This is a genomic window from Cellvibrio sp. BR, assembly GCF_000263355.1.
Classification (GTDB): domain Bacteria; phylum Pseudomonadota; class Gammaproteobacteria; order Pseudomonadales; family Cellvibrionaceae; genus Cellvibrio.
Genome location: NZ_JH668201.1, coordinates 459,434 through 476,967 on the forward strand (window position 1 = coordinate 459,434; position 17,534 = coordinate 476,967).

15 protein-coding genes are annotated in these 17,534 nt (G+C 45.1%); 10 read left to right on the forward strand and 5 right to left on the reverse strand.

Translation table 11 applies throughout. The features are described from left to right. The first annotated feature begins 77 nt into the window (after nucleotides 1–77). The 5 genes from clpX (at nucleotide 78) to O59_RS07275 (ending at nucleotide 7,821) form a co-directional block, all read left to right on the forward strand. Nucleotides 78–1,379 carry an ATP-dependent Clp protease ATP-binding subunit ClpX gene (clpX, locus tag O59_RS07255; protein WP_007641068.1) on the forward strand — a complete coding sequence of 434 codons (1,302 nt, stop codon included), beginning with the start codon at nucleotides 78–80 and terminating at the stop codon, nucleotides 1,377–1,379. 155 nt (nucleotides 1,380–1,534) lie between these two features. Further along, complete coding sequence (gene lon / locus O59_RS07260) at nucleotides 1,535–3,955, forward strand: endopeptidase La (protein WP_007641069.1); 2,421 nt, start codon at nucleotides 1,535–1,537, stop codon at nucleotides 3,953–3,955. Nucleotides 3,956–4,162: 207 nt separating this feature from the next. Beyond that, the gene (locus O59_RS07265) at nucleotides 4,163–4,435 is read left to right on the forward strand and encodes an HU family DNA-binding protein (protein WP_040391956.1); all 273 of its coding nucleotides are present in this window, start codon (nucleotides 4,163–4,165) and stop codon (nucleotides 4,433–4,435) included. Between the two features lie 190 nt (nucleotides 4,436–4,625). Further along, nucleotides 4,626–6,497 carry a SurA N-terminal domain-containing protein gene (locus O59_RS07270; protein ID WP_081489664.1) on the forward strand — a complete coding sequence of 624 codons (1,872 nt, stop codon included), beginning with the start codon at nucleotides 4,626–4,628 and terminating at the stop codon, nucleotides 6,495–6,497. 316 nt (nucleotides 6,498–6,813) lie between these two features. Beyond that, entirely contained in the window at nucleotides 6,814–7,821 is a 1,008-nt protein-coding gene (locus O59_RS07275; RefSeq protein ID WP_007641072.1) for a glycosyl hydrolase 53 family protein, read from the forward strand. A 68-nt stretch (nucleotides 7,822–7,889) separates the two neighbouring features. Here the strand turns inward: O59_RS07275 and O59_RS07280 are convergent, their stop codons facing one another. From O59_RS07280 to flgA, 5 genes are all read right to left on the reverse strand, one after another. Continuing rightward, nucleotides 7,890–10,238, reverse strand: a complete 2,349-nt coding sequence (locus tag O59_RS07280) for a glycoside hydrolase family 2 protein (RefSeq protein ID WP_007641073.1) — start codon at nucleotides 10,236–10,238, stop codon at nucleotides 7,890–7,892. 51 nt (nucleotides 10,239–10,289) lie between these two features. Beyond that, nucleotides 10,290–11,405: an arabinogalactan endo-1,4-beta-galactosidase gene (locus O59_RS07285; protein ID WP_007641074.1), complete on the reverse strand. Its 1,116-nt coding sequence runs from the start codon at nucleotides 11,403–11,405 to the stop codon at nucleotides 10,290–10,292. A 241-nt stretch (nucleotides 11,406–11,646) separates the two neighbouring features. Next, on the reverse strand, nucleotides 11,647–12,123 hold the full coding sequence (locus O59_RS07290) for a flagella synthesis protein FlgN (RefSeq protein WP_157152508.1): 477 nt from the start codon (nucleotides 12,121–12,123) through the stop codon (nucleotides 11,647–11,649). 96 nt (nucleotides 12,124–12,219) lie between these two features. After that, the gene (flgM, locus tag O59_RS07295) at nucleotides 12,220–12,540 is read right to left on the reverse strand and encodes a flagellar biosynthesis anti-sigma factor FlgM (RefSeq protein ID WP_007641076.1); all 321 of its coding nucleotides are present in this window, start codon (nucleotides 12,538–12,540) and stop codon (nucleotides 12,220–12,222) included. A 177-nt stretch (nucleotides 12,541–12,717) separates the two neighbouring features. Beyond that, the gene (gene flgA / locus O59_RS07300; protein WP_007641078.1) at nucleotides 12,718–13,512 is read right to left on the reverse strand and encodes a flagellar basal body P-ring formation chaperone FlgA; all 795 of its coding nucleotides are present in this window, start codon (nucleotides 13,510–13,512) and stop codon (nucleotides 12,718–12,720) included. 180 nt (nucleotides 13,513–13,692) lie between these two features. On the opposite strand from flgA, the gene O59_RS07305 reads away from it, so the two are divergent. The 5 genes from O59_RS07305 (at nucleotide 13,693) to O59_RS07325 (ending at nucleotide 17,522) form a co-directional block, all read left to right on the forward strand. After that, nucleotides 13,693–14,649, forward strand: a complete 957-nt coding sequence (locus tag O59_RS07305; protein ID WP_007641086.1) for a chemotaxis protein CheV — start codon at nucleotides 13,693–13,695, stop codon at nucleotides 14,647–14,649. Nucleotides 14,650–14,701: 52 nt separating this feature from the next. Then, nucleotides 14,702–15,577: a protein-glutamate O-methyltransferase CheR gene (locus O59_RS07310; protein ID WP_007641088.1), complete on the forward strand. Its 876-nt coding sequence runs from the start codon at nucleotides 14,702–14,704 to the stop codon at nucleotides 15,575–15,577. A 289-nt stretch (nucleotides 15,578–15,866) separates the two neighbouring features. Next, on the forward strand, nucleotides 15,867–16,268 hold the full coding sequence (gene flgB, locus O59_RS07315; protein WP_007641097.1) for a flagellar basal body rod protein FlgB: 402 nt from the start codon (nucleotides 15,867–15,869) through the stop codon (nucleotides 16,266–16,268). 91 nt (nucleotides 16,269–16,359) lie between these two features. Further along, nucleotides 16,360–16,809, forward strand: coding sequence for a flagellar basal body rod protein FlgC (gene flgC, locus O59_RS07320; protein WP_007641098.1), 450 nt, complete (start codon nucleotides 16,360–16,362; stop codon nucleotides 16,807–16,809). An 11-nt stretch (nucleotides 16,810–16,820) separates the two neighbouring features. Continuing rightward, nucleotides 16,821–17,522: a flagellar hook assembly protein FlgD gene (locus O59_RS07325; RefSeq protein WP_007641101.1), complete on the forward strand. Its 702-nt coding sequence runs from the start codon at nucleotides 16,821–16,823 to the stop codon at nucleotides 17,520–17,522. Nucleotides 17,523–17,534: the final 12 nt, after the last annotated feature.

Here is a 17,534-nt window from a genome sequence, read left to right on the forward strand (position 1 = left end):
TTAGCAGTAAGTAATGTATTTGCAGCTGATGTGCTCTGATTAACAGCTGTTTTAAAATTTTGATGGAGTGGGTTCCAATGACCGATCACACCAGCGACACAGGTGACAAAAACGGAAAGTTATTGTATTGCTCTTTTTGTGGCAAGAGCCAGCATGAGGTTCGCAAGTTAATTGCTGGTCCATCTGTTTTTATATGTGATGAATGTGTTGACCTTTGTAACGATATTATTCGCGAAGAAATTCAAGAAAGTGCAACTGAGGGCGTTTCAGAGAAGTTACCTAAACCTCATGAAATATCAGCAATTCTTGATCAATATGTAATCGGCCAAAAGCGCGCCAAAAAAGTATTGGCTGTTGCTGTTTATAACCATTACAAGCGTCTGCGTTTTGGCGACAAGGCCGGTAAAGATAAAGAGCCTATCGAATTAGGCAAGAGCAATATTTTATTGGTTGGCCCGACGGGCAGTGGCAAGACCTTGCTTGCTGAAACACTGGCTCGATTGTTGGATGTGCCATTTACTATTGCAGATGCAACTACGCTCACTGAAGCTGGTTATGTCGGTGAGGACGTTGAAAATATCATTCAAAAACTGCTACAGAAATGTGACTACGACGTAGAAAAAGCTCAGCAGGGAATAGTCTATATAGATGAGATCGACAAGATCTCCCGCAAATCTGATAACCCATCAATCACCCGCGATGTGTCAGGTGAAGGTGTTCAGCAGGCGCTATTGAAGCTAATCGAAGGTACTGTTGCTTCTGTTCCACCCCAAGGAGGTCGCAAGCATCCTCAACAAGAATTTTTGCAGGTTGATACTTCTAATATTCTTTTTATTTGTGGTGGAGCATTTGCCGGTTTGGATAAGGTTATCCGCGACAGATCCGAGAAAAGTGGCATCGGCTTCGGTGCTGAAGTTAAAAGTAAAGATGAAAAGCGCAACTTTGGTGAGACGCTGCACTCTCTAGAGCCTGAGGATTTGGTTCGCTACGGCCTTATTCCGGAATTTGTTGGTCGCCTCCCTGTAATTGCTACCTTGGATGAGTTGGATAAAGCTGCGTTAATTCAGATTCTGACCGAGCCAAGGAACGCTCTAACCAAGCAGTATGCAAGGTTGTTTGAGATGGAGGGGGTTCAGATTGACTTCCGTCAAGACGCTTTGGATGCAGTGGCGGAACGTGCGCTTGAGCGTAAAACAGGTGCTCGCGGTTTGCGGTCAATAATGGAAAATGTACTGCTTGACACTATGTATAAGATTCCCTCTGAGGACAATGTAGTTAAGGTAGTTGTAGATGAGTCCGTTATTAAGGGTGAGTCCGAGCCGCTATTGGTGTATGAAACAGCTGAGGTGCCTCCCAAGGTTGCCTCGGACGATAAATAGTTATTGTTCAAGCAATAATCTGGTCTGATGAAAAAGAGCGCATTTATGCGCTCTTTTTGTTTTTTCTTTAGGAGTAACTTGTAATTAGTACTTTTTGACCCCAATCTTGGGTCATGGCAAGGTATTTGTTGCCTTCTTGAAATAGAGAGGAACCAATGGTCGCTGAAACTCTTATAGATACCCATATTACTGACATTCCCTTATTGCCGTTGCGCGATGTTGTCGTTTATCCGCACATGGTTACCCCTCTGTTTGTTGGTAGAGGAAAGTCCATCGAAGCCTTGGAGCGGGCGATGGCCAATGATAAGCAGGTGCTCTTAGTTGCGCAAAAGAACCCGCAGCAGGATGAGCCGCAGGGCGAGGATTTATACACGGTTGGTACTATAGCCTCGATTTTACAGCTGCTTAAGTTGCCCGATGGGACGGTTAAAGTGCTAATTGAGGGGCGCGAACGGGCAAACATAGAGTCCATAGAGGACGTTGGTAGTCATTTTAGGGCTAATGTTAGCCTTATATTTAGCCCAGAAGTCGAATCTGCGGAATCTCGTGCATTGGTGGCTTCTGCAATCGGCCAATTCGAGCAATACGTTAATCTAAGCAAAAAAGTCCCCGTAGAAGTTATAACCTCACTTTCAGGTATAGATGAGCCGGGGCGTCTCGCTGACACTATTGCCGCCCACATGTCCCTTGAATTACCCAAAAAGCAATCGGTACTAGAGATAGCAGACATTCGCGAACGTATCGAGCACTTGTTGGATTTGATGGACGCTGAAGTCGATCTTTTTCATGTTGAAAAAAAGATTCGTGGTCGCGTTAAAAAGCAAATGGAAAAAAGCCAGCGCGAATACTATTTGAATGAGCAAATCAAGGCTATTCAAAAAGAGCTTGGTGAGTTGGGTGAAGAAGTCAGTGAAGCTGATGAACTTGAAAACAAAATAATTGCAGCTGCTATGCCTAAAGAGGCACTGGAAAAAGCTCGTGCAGAATTGAATAAGTTAAAAATGATGTCGCCAATGTCTGCTGAGGCATCGGTACTTCGCGCCTATATTGATTGGATGATCAAGGTGCCATGGAGTAAAAAAAGTAAGGTTCGTAATGATCTCGCTCGTGCAGAAGAAGTCTTAAACAAGGATCATTTTGGTCTTGAAGAAGTTAAAGAGCGCATTCTCGAATATTTAGCAGTCCAGCAACGAGTAAAAAAAGTAAAAGGTCCAATTCTTTGCCTTGTTGGTCCTCCGGGTGTGGGGAAAACATCTTTGGGAGAATCAATTGCACGTGCCACTAACCGTGAGTTTGTGCGCATGGCTTTGGGTGGTGTGCGTGACGAAGCAGAAATTCGTGGTCACAGACGAACTTACATCGGCTCTTTGCCTGGAAAGCTAATTCAGAAAATGGCCAAAGTCGGTGTTAAAAACCCATTATTCTTGCTCGATGAAATCGATAAGATGGGAATGGATAATCGTGGTGATCCTGCGTCTGCCCTCTTGGAGGTTTTGGATCCGGAACAAAACAGCCACTTTAACGACCATTACCTTGAAGTTGATTACGACTTGTCCGACGTGATGTTTGTGTGTACCTCCAATTCAATGAATATTCCAGGGCCACTACTTGACCGAATGGAAGTAATTAGAATTCCCGGGTACACAGAGGATGAAAAGTTAAATATTGCTCAGCGTTATCTAATACCCAAGCAAATCAAGGCAAATGGCCTAAAAGATTCTGAAATTAGCGTAACTGCAGACGCGATCAAAGATGTTATTCGCTATTACACCCGCGAAGCTGGCGTCCGCGGTTTAGAGCGTGAAGTGGCTAAGATCTGCCGTAAAGTTGTAGCTCGCCATGTAAAAGGGCGATTGATCAGCGCTGATGTGATCGACTCTGCAGCGTTGGAAGATCTATTGGGAGTTCGGAAGTTTGATTTTGGCAAGGCGGAGAGTAAAGACCAGATTGGTCAGGTAACAGGCTTGGCCTGGACACAGGTTGGTGGTGAGCTACTCACTATCGAGGCATCTGCTGTAGTGGGGAAAGGGCGTATCATTAAGACTGGGTCGCTTGGTGATGTTATGCAGGAGTCGATACAAGCGGCCTTGACCGTCGTTCGCTCCAGAGGGCAAGCGCTGGGTATCGCTCCGGATCATCATGAAAAGGTCGATATCCATATTCATGTTCCCGAAGGAGCAACACCAAAAGATGGCCCTAGTGCCGGCATCGCTATGTGTACAGCTCTGGTGTCAGTTCAAACAGGAATTCCTGTAAAAGCCGATGTAGCAATGACAGGTGAAATTACCCTTCGTGGAGAGGTTTTGCGGATAGGTGGTTTAAAAGAAAAGCTGCTTGCTGCTCATCGAGGAGGAATCAAAACGGTTATTATTCCAGCGGATAATGAGCGTGATCTCAAAGAAATTCCCGTGAACATCAAAGAGGATCTATGTATTAAGCCGGTTAAATGGATTGATGAGGTTCTCGAGCTTGCTTTACAGTACAACCCCAAACCGCTCAGTGATGAGGAATATCGTGCTCTTGAAAAGGCAGCACAAAAAACAGGAGATAGCGATAACCGTCTCAGTACTCACTGACGGTGATTTGGGGCGAGTACGTTGATTTAACTGATTGTTTTGTGATCAGAATTTTAGGGCTTTTGTGTAAAGCTGTAAGCTTTCCTTGACCCCCTGATACTCTGTTGGTATAAATCGCAATTCATTTGCTGCACAGATTATGCGAATTAAATGCATCATTGAATTTGTACTGTGTTTTTAGAAACAAATAATCAAAAGGGGTTAAGTGTGAACAAAACTGAGCTGATTGAAGCCATCGCCGCGTCTGCGGATATTCCAAAAGCGGCTGCTGGGCGTGCGCTGGATGCAGTGGTTGAGAGTATTACCGGTGCCCTCAAAAATGGCGACTCTGTTGTTTTGGTAGGCTTTGGCACCTTTGCCGTTAAAGAGCGTGCTGCTCGTACTGGTCGTAACCCTCAAACCGGCGCGGAAATTAAAATTGCTGCTGCCAAGGTTCCAGGATTCAAACCAGGTAAATCTTTGAAAGATGCTGTTAACTAATTTGTATTTACTGGGTTAGTGCTGAATTAAAAGCACGTAAAAAAGCGCATCTAGGTGCGCTTTTTTTTTAACGGCGTAGCTTTTATTAATCAAGTTGCAAGTCCTTTTCAACATCGAATAATTAAGTAATTAGTGTCTGTTTGTGCTGCCTCGTTGGCGCAAGACATCCTCATCATGTTAGGAGTTTAAAATGTTACAACACCTCAGAGATAATTCCCGAGGAGTAATCTCTTTCATCTTAATCGGATTTTTGGTGATCATTTTTGCCCTGACCGGTGTTGAAGCGCTTTTCAATTGGGATACCTCTGCAAATCAAGCAGCGAAAGTGAATGGAGAAACCATCACTGAAATGGATGTGGCTCGAGCTGTTGGTATGCAAAAACAACAGATGCTAAATGCTTACGGCGATCAAATACCCGCTCAGTTTTTGAGTGATGAGTATTTGCGTAAACCAGCGGTTGATAACTTGGTCCAACGCCTTATTCTCTCCCAGGCAGCTAAAAATGCAGGCATGGCAATAGGGGATGATTATCTCGCGCAAGAAATTGCTGCTGCGCCACAGTTTAAAAATGATGCTGGTGTTTTTGATAATAATGTTTATCAAAGTTTGTTGCGTAATATGGGTTACACACATAGTACCTATACGAAAATTTTATCTGAGGAGTTATTGATCAATCAGTTGCAGGCTGGTGTTGCTGTAAGTGCCTTTTCGACTCCCACACAGCTCGATGAATTAGTAGCGCTCAGCTTTCAATCGCGCGATATCCAATACGTTATTTTACCTTCTGGAAAAGTACGTGATTCAATTGAATTGCAGGACTCAGAGATTCAATCTTACTATGATGCAAATCAATCAATGTTTGTCAGTGAGGAGCAAATTGCGGTCGATTACATCAGTTTGAGTGTTCAGGATTTGATGAGCAGTGTTTCTATCTCTGAGGCTCAGGTGCGCGATCAATACGAACAAAACGTGGCGTCATTTGTAGCTGCGCCAGAACGTCACGCTGCGCATATTCTTATAGAGTCTAACGATGCAGATAAAGTTAAATTGGTGGGAGAAAAGCTCTCTGGTGGCGCCGATTTTTCTGCACTTGCGAAAGAGTTTTCTGATGATTTAGGGAGCAAAGACCAAGGTGGTGATTTGGGGTTCACCTCTGGTGATGCATTCCCTCAGGAATTTGAAACAGCGCTTGCTGCGCTTAAAGTAGGTGAAGTTTCTGCGCCTGTAAAAACAGAAGCTGGCACTCACTTTATCAAGTTGTTAGCTGAAAAAAATTCCACACCGCCTTCATTTGAGGAGCAAAAAGCAACAATTGAAGAGCAATTAAAGCGTGCGGAAGCCGAAGTGAGTTTTGTTGCTCAGCTCGAGAAGTTGCGCGACATTTCTTATAACGCTGAAAGTCTGGCAGAAGTTGCTGAGGAGCTTGGTCTTAAAGTCGAAAATTCTGGGCTTTACGAACGTAGTAAAGGAAAGGGAATCCTCGCAAACCCTAAAGTCACAGAAGCAGCATTCTCTGATGAGGTTTTGCGTGAAGGGAATAGTAGTGATGTTATCGAGATAGATTCAAGTAATGTGCTGGTGCTAAAGATGACAGAGCATAAGCCAAGCCAAGTTAAAGCATTGGCAGATGTTAAAGAACAAATTGCAAATACTTTGAAAGATCAAAAAGCTCGTATACTGCTGACTGAACAATCAAATAAATTTATTGCAGATTTAAATACAGGTGTATCTCTTGCTGAATTAAGCACGGTGGCAGGTTTGGAAAGCAAAGAGTTTAAAGAGGCAACCCGTAATACTGCTGAGGTGGATAGTGATGTTCTCCGTCATGCTTTTTCGATGCCTAAGCCTGCTGCGGGCAAGCCATCTGTTGGTAATCTCATGACATCAAGTGGTGACATGGCTATTGTTGTTGTGCAGTCAGTAAGCCTTGGTTCGGTTGAAAAAGTGACCCTGGAACAAAAGGAAACTATAGGTGCACAATTGGCCTCTATCTATGGTAGAAATGATTTCTCCGGGTTTCAGAAGTTTCTGAAAGATTCTGCTGATATTGTTCAAAAGTAATAACCTTCAAAGTCTTCCGGTAGTTTGAAAAAACCGCGCTTAAGCGCGGTTTTTTTATTTTAGGCAGTTTTTATTCCCGGTGTCTTTTTCGCGCAAAGCGGATTTATCTTTTGGGCAAATTCCATTCTTATATTTCCGTTTTCAGAAAGGTGACCTCTCCGCGTGGGTGAATTTGCCTTGTCAAAAGATAATATATGTAATATAAATATTGTTATTGAACGGAGCTCTATGATGTATCGCTAGTTTGGTTGTGCAGCGTGAAGGGATGCAAAACACTCAATAACAATAATGCTCGAACATTAATGGAAATATCCCTATGAAACTCAATAAAAATTTTCTCTCTTTTTGTATTGGTACTGCGTTAAGCCTATCGATTGCCCCTGGCGTGGCTGCACCGGTTAAAGGTGCAGATGTTAGCTGGATGTCAGAGATCGAGGCTAACGGTATCAGCTTTTATAATCGTAGCGGTGTTAAGAAAGATATTTTGGCGATTATGAAAGAGCAGGGAATGACTGCAGTGCGTTTGCGTGTGTGGGTTAATCCTGCAGATGGTTGGTATAACTCGACTCAAGATGTTGTGGCTAAAGCCAAGCGTGCCAAGGCGGCGGGAATGAAAGTAATGATAGATTTTCATTACAGTGATAGCTGGGCAGATCCGGGACAGCAAACTAAACCTGCAGCATGGAGTGGTTATAGTTTTCAACAATTGATGGATGCGGTTTGGAATTCCACACGGTTTACATTACAGGCAGTTAAAGACGCTGGTGTTACTGTAGATTGGGTGCAAGTAGGCAATGAAACAAACAACGGAATGTTATGGAATGAGGGTAAAGCGTCTGTGAGCATGAAAAATTATGCATGGCTAACCAATACGGGCTATAACGCTGCAAAAAGTATTTACCCAAGTACAAAGGTAGTGGTGCACTTAGCCAATTGTCACGACAATGCAAATTTTCGCTGGATATTTGATGGCCTTAAAGCTAACGGCGCAAAGTTTGATGTGATTGGTGCATCGTCATACCCTACAAATGCAACTGGCTATTCGTGGCAATCTGCCAATACCGCGTGCTTAAATAATTTAAATGACATGGTTGCGCGTTACGCTGTTCCAGTGATGGTTTCTGAAATAGGTGTACCTTGGGATCATGCACAGGCACAAACAATAGTGAAAGATATGATTACAAAGGTTGGACAAGTGTCTGGTGGTAAGGGTGCAGCTATATTTTATTGGGAGCCGCAAGCACGCCCTGGTTGGAAGGGTTATACCCTTGGGGCAATGGATAATAGCGGTAGGGCAACAGCTGTATGGGATGCTTTTAAGTAATTAAACAATAATTATTGTTTATTCAAAAAAATGCCCTGTGAATTATCACAGGGCATTTTTTTAGGCCATTATTTTATTGTCATGCTGGCGGGAGCGAGGTTGGGAGCTTCTGCAGTCACGATAATATTGTCCAGTGAATCTCCAATCTCAATCAGCGCACTAGCTATTCCTGCAGCAGTATTTGTTTCCACTGGGCTAACTAGCTTCGCTGAGCCAGTTAAGGTGAATTTTACAGAAACATTATTGCTGTGCACTCGGTCCCCATTGCTGTCCTGCAATTGGGCATAAACAAAAATAGTATCTTTGACGCCTATTTGTGGCGATTTGCCACTGGTGTCAAGTGTCAGTGCTATTCCTGTTGCCGTGTTTGGAGTTATTACTTTGTGTTCAGCAACCGCTTTACCTGCGCGATAAGCAATAGCTTTGAGTTCACCTGCTTCAAATTTATCAATAACAAAAGTAAATGGCGGATGTTTTAAGTTGGTTGTATTCGCATTTTTATCTGGAGCTTGTTTTGCAATAAGCTTACCGTTTAGCTGCAGCTCAACTTCATCGGTATTACTGAAAATTCGGAGGTTAAGCGAAGAGCTTTCCGTCCATTCGCTGGCAATAAATACCATTGGACCTGAGGTAAATTTATCGGAAAATTCATCAGGATCACGCTGGCTTTGATAGAAGTAATAGCTGTATTTTGGAAGGCGATCGATGCTCATAATTCCTGAACTTTCCAGATCGGGGGCGTAGCCACGGTTGTAATCAAACATTACCCAGTAACCATCGGCAAATGCTGGTGTATTGAAATTATCGTTGTGCGCTTCCTGAATATTAGCGGCTTGTTGTAGTAGGCGGGTTTCGCCATCACTCAATAACTGACGACTAGAACGATCTGCCTGCAATAAATTTGCCCATGCACTTTGGTTTAACCCAGCATTCATTGCGTAGTATTCCCAATCACCATATTCGCTGACGACATAAGGTTTGGTTGGCATTTTATAATGTTCCAAGCGATGTTGACGTGCTTGCAAATAAATGTCGTAGCCATATTCCTGCCAACCTGCTGATAGGGCGCCGGGGTATTCTTGTTGGATAATAGTTGTGAGTGAATCAATAAAAGGCTCTGTCATCCAGGATTCATTCAGCGAACATTCCCATGCCATGACGGATGCGTGGTTGCGGTCGCGGCGAATTAAGTCGCGACAAGTTTGCTGGATTTGTGCTTGAAACGCAGGGTCTTCAGAGAAATATTGCCAACCTAAAATTGCATCTAATAATACCAAACCCAATTCATCTGCTGCCGCCATAAAAGCAAGGGAGTGTGGGTAATGGGAAAGGCGCACATAATCAAATCCGGCGGATTTTATTTTTACCGCATCGCGATAATCTGCAGCATCCGAAGTTGCATAGCCAATATAGGGATATTCTTGATGGCGGTTTACGCCGCGTAAAAATGTTTTCTCCCCATTGATATAAAGTTGACCCTCAATCCATTTGAATTCACGAATGCCTATACGTGTAGTTTGTTCATCGACCAATGCGTCTCCCTCATAAACCCGCGTGACCAGGTTGTAGAGATTTGGTGTTTTTGGTGACCATAGGCGAGGGTTGTTAACGGTAAATTCAATCTGATTTTCGATATCTCCATTGCCGTTAATGGTTTGTGGCTCACTGGATTGTTCGATAATTTTTTTTTCGCCATCTACCAGTTGTTGCACTACACGGAATTGTTTCGGTTGCGGGCTTTTATTAATTAAATGGGTTTGTATGCTAACTGTTGCTTCTGTAGCGCTAACCTTTGGGTAGCGAACAAATATTCCACCACTAGCCGTTTTTCCGGCGGCTACAGGGTCGCTAATGTGTAAGTCGTTATCGAGCTGCAAATATACATGGCGATAAATACCACCGTAGGTATTGAAATCCAGATCGTGTAGCGGTTTTGGGCCGGTAATCGGATTGTCACGATTGTCCAGGCGTACCAGTAGTTCGTTGGGTGCATCCCAGAGTAATTTTTCCGTTAAGTTAACGGTGAAAGGAAGGTAGCCTCCAACATGGGTTGTAAGTTTTTCACCGTTGAGCCATACCTCTGCAACGTTCATGGCGGCTTCAAATTTCAAACTGATTTGTTTCCCTTTCCAGTCAGCTTCGGTGGTAATGGTTTTTTTATACCAAGCGTCACCTTGGAATTGGTCGTTTACTACCAAGGGCTCAATCTTTGGTGTGTGGGGAATGGCGATATTTTCCCAATCGGTTTGTTGTTGTGCGGTGGCAAGGTCAAGCACTTTTTCGCTACGGAAAAATTGCCAATCTTTATCGTAGTTGATATCACTTATTACGCTGGTTTGCTGTGTGGGTGGGGGCGAACAGGCAGCGAGAACGCCGCACAGCGCCAGTGCGCTAATTTGTTGTAGTGTTTTTTTCATTGTTCCTCTCTCTTTTCAATGTTATTCAAAATAGTGTATGCAATTACTTTGTTAATTTTTAGATTGGTATTTGTTTGAGAAAAATAAAAATGCGGGCAGGGTCTTGTTACCTTCTGCTGCATTAAAGAAGGTTGCATTTTCCCAATGCGAACCTTTACCCCATAGCGTTGTACACTTTGTGCTTACCCATGCAGGCTCCCAATAAATCACACCGATACCACCGGCGGCTTTTACCAAGTTGCGCAGTGTGAGCAAATAACTTGCCTGGCCTTTAGGTGTTGCGGGAAACTCCGGTTGAATGGCATTTTTCCCGAGGACATTGTCAGCTTTATCAAAATTTTCCAATGTATAGGGATAGGCGGTTTCTACAATAAGAACATCTTTTTTGTAGGTGTTTTTTAATGTTGTAATGGCACCAGGTAACTGCGGCAATTTATATGTGGACCACTGTGGGTAGTAAGAAAGGCCAATTATGTCGTAATCCAATACGGCATGCTCGCTAGCTTGCTTAAACCACCAAAGCGCATTTTCTGGTTGTGCAATGTGCAGCACTATTCCAATAGGTTTGTTAACTTTTTTACTGTAATCGCGCACAGCTTTGATGCCGCTATTTAATAGCGTTGCGTTGCGCGGCCAATTTGGAATGCCGTGTACTAATGTTTTCTCCGGTTGAAGAATTTCGATATTGGTTTCATTGCCCACCTGAATCATATCGGGCAACAGGTTTTTTGCATCAAGTGCTGCGAGTATTTCTGTTGTGTAGTTGTAAAGTGTTTTGGCCAATTCATCTGTATCACTAATGTGTGCCCATGCCTGCGGGACAAATTGTTTTTCTGGATCAGTCCAGGTATCTGAATAATGAAAATCCAGCAGGGTTTTCATGCCGTTGTTTTTGGCGCGTTGTAGTGTTTTGGTGGCATCCTCCAGATTTGAGTAGGCTGTCCACTGTGGGTTATGCCAGAGGCGAACCCGGATTAAATTGGCCCCTTTGTCGGCAAATAATTTGAATGGGTCTTGCCGTTTATTCTTGTCATAGTATTTGGCTCCACAATCCTCCATTTCATTTACGTAGGAGAGGTCAGCTCCCAGATAAAATTGTTTTTCTATGCTGGCGGCGGATAGGAGTTGGCTGGCGAAACTGAGCAATGCGATGAAACAATACTTCATTGTTTTTATGCCTTTTTTGATAAGCAGGGGGCTTCGTTAAGCTGACGGTTTGTGCGGTTTGATCGATTGGTGGTTACTGAATTAAAGGATGTGTAACATAATCACGCATATAAATCATATATATAATCTAATATTAGCGTTTTACAGCGACATGTCAACACAAAGCGTTTACGTCGCTGTGAAGGGAGGGGAATAGGAGGAGAGGGGATTGCCCGTGGTTTACCCACGGGCTAATAGAGAGCTAGGCTTTGGCGACTGTGAAAGAGGATGTCTGCTCGCTTTTCAAGCCCTGAGCGGTGTAAAGCGAGGCTGTTGCGACTTTGCCGCGTATCAGGTTCAGCATGTGGTTCAGGGTCTGTTGCGAGCGTGCGATCAATTTACCGTTAATGCCATTCATGGTTTGGCATTCTTCAAAGTTGCGAACGAGTTGCTGCCAATCTTCCCGCAGGTGCATAGTGAGGGTGTTGCGTTGTAGAAATAAGTCCCAGCCTTGCGCGTTAGTGGGAAGGTTAAGGGCGCTAAGAACCTTCATGCGCTGTTTACTATTGTGGCTGAGCTGCTCAACAAGGCTGGTTTTTTGTTCTGCGATGATTGCAAGGCGATCTTGTTTGCGCTGGGCAAGTTGTTCGCGTTCTTCCAGTAATAGCTGTTTAAGCTGTTCAATTGCAGATGAGTCCTGCGCAAGCATCTGCCGCAGTAGAGTGGTATCAAGAGACATAGCAACCTCTTTATATGGCCCTGAATGGGCGGAAAGTGTCATCAATGTAAAACACTAAACAGCGCAGGGGAGGCGTGTTTAGTGGTTACACCGGGTTTAGCCAAGTAAATCGTTTTGGTTGAGCATGTTCTCCGCAATGCGTTCGGGGTTTATTTCAAAACGCCCTTCCGCGATAGCGCGGCGAATTTCCGCAACCTTTTCCAGATTGACGTCCGGGGCACTGTCGATTTTGCTTTGGAGGCGACCAAGTGTCTGCGCCTCTTGGCTCAATACCACTTGATCGCCAGGGGCCTTGGCAGTTGCAGCCTGTGGCGCCTTGGTGTCAGTGGATTTCGCATCTGCGGCGGGGGGCGCGGCAGGCTTGCTGCGGGCACCCTTGGCATTGACTGAGTCAAGTGAGTTGTTGGTATTAATCATGTTTTTCCCCTTTAAGCTGCTAGGCATTAAGCCAACGGCTGGTAATCTACAAAAGTCGCGGTTGCTATGTCGTGACATACGGAGCGCCGGTTTCTGGTTCTCCTGATATGGCTATCGGCCAAGTGCCAATTTACTTTAGCAACATTTTTAAAAACTTTATTCTTAAAAGGCCGGGTCTCATAGTGTCTGGACAAGCCCTTGGTTCAGCACAATACCAGTGACTATCCGTTCGGATGAGCTATTGCGAACTCTGATTTTCTGGCCAACGCGCCCATCTGCGAGGGCGACACCGGAGCTTAGAACCTTTATTGATCCCGCTTGAGCTTGCAAGGTAACGCTTTCACCCCGTTTTATGGCTGTGGGTGCATCAAGACTATTGGATTTAAAAGGCTCGCCTTGCCCTATGTTTCGTTTGGCTTCTTTGCCAACAATGTCTTCACTTGTCAGTGCATAACCGTGCCGGATGCTACTGATGTTGACCAAATTGTCAGCAAGATGGCTTGCGTTAAGTTGTTCACCGCGTTGGACGGCGCGGGCAGCGACCGGAATATAGCGATAAACCATTATTTGGGCGGGTACATGCACTGACCATCCCTGAGGGCCAGGGCAGCGCGCTTGTACGCTAATGCTGCCGCCAAGGCCTGTTGGGTCTTGTAGGTTGAAGGCGAGCGCTTCTGTGCACCGCTCCAGTCTGAGCCGGCTATCCAGATTGCCTACCTTTATATCCAAGCGTTCATGTTCCACTTGTTGGTAGTGGCTCGCCAAAAAATTGGCAACATCTTGTTTTAGGGCCAGCGTCGAATAGGTCTGTGCGGTAGCAGTGCTGCTGAGCAAAATAAGGAAGCTTGCGCCAAATAGAGTTTTACAGTTATTTGCAGTGGCGTAGGCGAGTTTTTGCACGAACGCCCTATTTACGGGGCCGTCCGTTAAAAAATTACTGAAGAAATTACTGCAAAAACTAGGAAGTTCCATATTTTGGCCTATCCTCAAGGGTAAGAACCGAGTGCCACTCGCGCTATTTTACTAACGACTAAAGTCTGACACTTTTTTGCCGCTAAGCTGAATACGTTGAATAAAGCAAATACTGTGCCGCTCGCGGCAGTTAGAGTAAGTGGTGTTTAGGCTGACTATTACAATCAATGAGGTAATTGCATGGCTGGGGTAATGGATAGTGTCAATCAGCGCACACAACTGGTTGGCCAAAACCGTCTTGAACTATTGCTATTTCGCTTGGGTGGGCAGCAGTTGTACGGCATTAACGTGTTCAAGGTGAAAGAAGTGCTTCAGTGTCCGCAATTGAATGCAATTCCTGGCCGCAGTTCTGTGGTTCGTGGTGTTGCGCATATCCGCGGCGGTACCTTGCCGATTATGGATATGAACCTCGCCATTGGGCGTCGCGAATTGCCTGATATAGAAAGCTGCTTTGTCATCATCACCGAATACAACCGCACGGCCCAAGGTTTCCTTGTTCGTTCGGTTGAACGCATTGTGAATATGAACTGGGGTGATATTCATCCACCGCCGAAAGGCGCGGGTAAGGAGCATTACCTGACTGCAGTTACTCAGGTTGATGGCCAGCTGGTTGAAATTATCGATGTGGAAAAAATCCTCGCTGAAGTATCGCCTGCGCGTGAAGAAGTTAGCGCCGGTGTTATCGAAGATGGTATTGCCGACCGTGTAGTGCAAAAACACGTGTTAATCATTGATGACTCCACCATCGCGCGCAAACAAATACAGCGTGTGGTTGAAGGTATGGGTATTAAAACTACCGTTAAAAAAGATGGGGCAGAGGGCTTTAATTACCTGCTGGATCTAATTAAAGAGGGGAAAGACCCCTACGCAGAGTTGATTATGATTATCTGCGACATCGAAATGCCCGAGATGGATGGCTATACCTTTACTGCAGAAGTGCGCAATCATCCGCAACTCAAAAATCTGCATATTATTCTGCATACCTCATTGAGTGGGGTATTTAATGAGGCTATGGTGCGCAAAGTGGGTGCTGATGACTTCCTTGCCAAGTTCCACCCGGATGAATTGGCTAAGCGTGTAAATGACCGGGTATTGTCGATTACCGGTGAAAGTTTGTTGCCGCCTGAACAGGCATAAGTTGTAATTGCCGTTGCAATTGTGCGGCGGCAAGCGTTTTTATTGAGAGTCTATGAGTAATAAGCCTACCCCTTTTTCCAAGCCGCTCGGTGGCGATAACCTCAACCAAGCTGAGTTTGACCAATTCCGTCAGTTTCTTGAGGATGCCTGTGGCATTTCGTTAGGGGATAACAAGCAGTATTTGGTGACCAATCGTATCCGGCGCATCTTGGAGGAGAATAAAATCGCCTCTTTTGGTGAGCTGGTAAAAAATCTAAAGCATGGATTGAACCGCAAGCTGAAAGATCAGGTTATAGACTCCATGACCACCAACGAGACTTTTTGGTTTCGTGATAATTACCCCTACGACCATCTCAGAAGCACCTTATTGCCCCAGTTGATGGGCGGTAATAACCGCATGTTTGGACCGGTGCGTATTTGGTCGGCGGCCTGCTCTTCAGGTCAAGAACCTTACTCCATCAGCATGATGGTGGAAGAGTATAAACGCCAAAATATGGGTAACTTGGCGCGTCCTGTGCAAATAGTAGCAACTGATCTATCGTCCACCGTGCTGGACCAGGCACGCAGTGGCGAGTATGACAAGCTCTCGGTAATGCGCGGTTTGTCGTCGGAGCGGCTCGATAGGTACTTCGATAACCCCACGCCGACTATGTGGAGAGTTAAACCTTTCGTAAAAGAGCGCATTGATTTTCGCTCGCTTAACTTGATGGACTCCTACGCCGGTTTGGGTAAGTTCGACATAGTGTTTTGCCGCAATGTACTGATTTACTTTAACGGCGATCTGAAACGTCAGATCCTGCAAAAAATTCACGCCTCACTCAAACCACAAGGCATTTTATTCCTGGGTTCTTCGGAGGGGCTTGCGGGTGTGGCCGATTTGTTTGAAATGGTTCGCTGTGAGCCTGGAATTCTTTATCGCGCTATCTAATCGTTTCACCCATGACAGTTAAATGAACCATCTAACAGCCGGGCTTTTGCCCGGCTTTTTTATGTGTTGCCGGTTCCTCTCCTGCCTGCGGAAAAGCTTTGCCGCTTTGAGTTTGCCGCTTCTGTATTACACGCATCTATAATTTAAAAAGTCTTTTAAAAACAATGTGGTATAGCTATTTGATGGGCTTGGCATAGGCATTGCTTTATCGTCACTAACAGTGGCAATAACACTTGTGGTTGCCGGCCGCGATGCTAGTACAGGCGCGATTTTTTAAGGTGAAAGCACTATGTCCATCTCCTTCGATAAAGCATTGGGTATTCATGAATCGGCATTGCGTTTCCGCTCTGAGCGCGCGGCAGTGCTGGCCAACAATCTGGCGAATGTGGATACCCCCAATTTCAAAGCCAAGGATATCGACTTCAAGCAAGCCCTGAGCCAGAAGATGACTGGTAACAGCGGGTTTAATCTCGCCACTACCCAATCAGGGCATATTGATGGCAGCGCCTTTGCCACCAATGAAGCCGACACCCTGTACCGCACACCGCAACAGCCATCTATCGACGGTAACACCGTAGAAGATCAGATTGAGCACGCGGAATACATGAAAAATGCGCTTGCATTTCAATCCAGCTTCCAGTTTTTGAATAGCAAATTTACCGGCCTGCGCAGTGCCATTCGTGGTGAGTAACCTCGATTAACCCTTAAGGCTAATGGCTGGACCCAACCGGTAAACCCTTATCTCCTACGGGGATAACGCAAGCAAATGAACAGGTGAAGATATGGCACTCGGAAATATTTTTGATATCGCAGGTACCGGTATGAATGCGCAAAGTTTGCGCTTGAATACTACTGCCAGCAACTTGGCTAACGCGCAATCGGCAAGCTCCAGTGTCGATGAAGTGTACCGTAGCCGCCAGCCTGTTTTTGCTGCTATTCAACAGGAAGCGATGCGTGCAAGTGTCACCGAGGGTGCCTATAGCGACAACGAAGTGGATGCCGCCGCCGGTGTGCAAGTGATGGGGATTGTTGAGAGCGATGCGCCATTGCAGCGTCGTTATGAGCCGGGTCATCCCAAAGCAGATGCGGAGGGTTATGTGTTTTATCCCAATGTAAATCCGGTTGAAGAAATGGCCAATATGATTGCTGCTTCGCGTTCATTTCAAATGAATGTTGAAGTGATGAATTCAGCCAAACAAATGGTTCAACGTGTATTAACACTCGGTCAATAAGGAGCTGAATCATGTCGGTATCCGGTGCAGCAGCAACAAGTAATGTGACTGATAACCTCAGCATCACCAAAAAACAAAGCACAAACACAACTACCAATGAGTTGGGGCAGGCGGCGTTTTTGGAATTGATGATCACGCAAATGAATAATCAAAATCCACTGAGCCCGCAAGACAACACCGAGTTTGTTGCGCAATTGGCCCAATTTAGTTCAGTGGAAGGGCTGGAACGTTTGAATAAAAGTTTTAACAGTTTTATGTCGAATAATGCACTGCAGGCTTCTTCTCTTGTGGGGCGCAGTGTGAGTGTGGAATCTGATAAAAGCACTTTGGTTACCGGTGGAATAGTGGCGGGCAGCACAGAGCTCACTTATCCAGCAAAAGACATGACCATGAGAATTTACGATAGTGCTGGTGCATTGGTGCAAACAATTCCGATTGGTGAAGTCCCTGCCGGTGAGACGGTTTTCCGTTGGGATGGGCAGAACCTGGAAGTGAATGGAAAGTTATTGGATTGGGAGGCGGGCGATGATGCCGCCACCACCGGTCAATACAAATTTGAAGTGACTGCTAGTCAAAATGGTAAGGCGGAAACATTAAATACCTCGCTCAGTGCGAACGTAAATAGTGTGACTATCGGTGAGAATGGCAAGTTGATTCTGAACCTTGCCGGTATTGGTGCAGTAGAGGCCGATCAAGTAAAACAATTTAACTAAAAGTTTTTGATG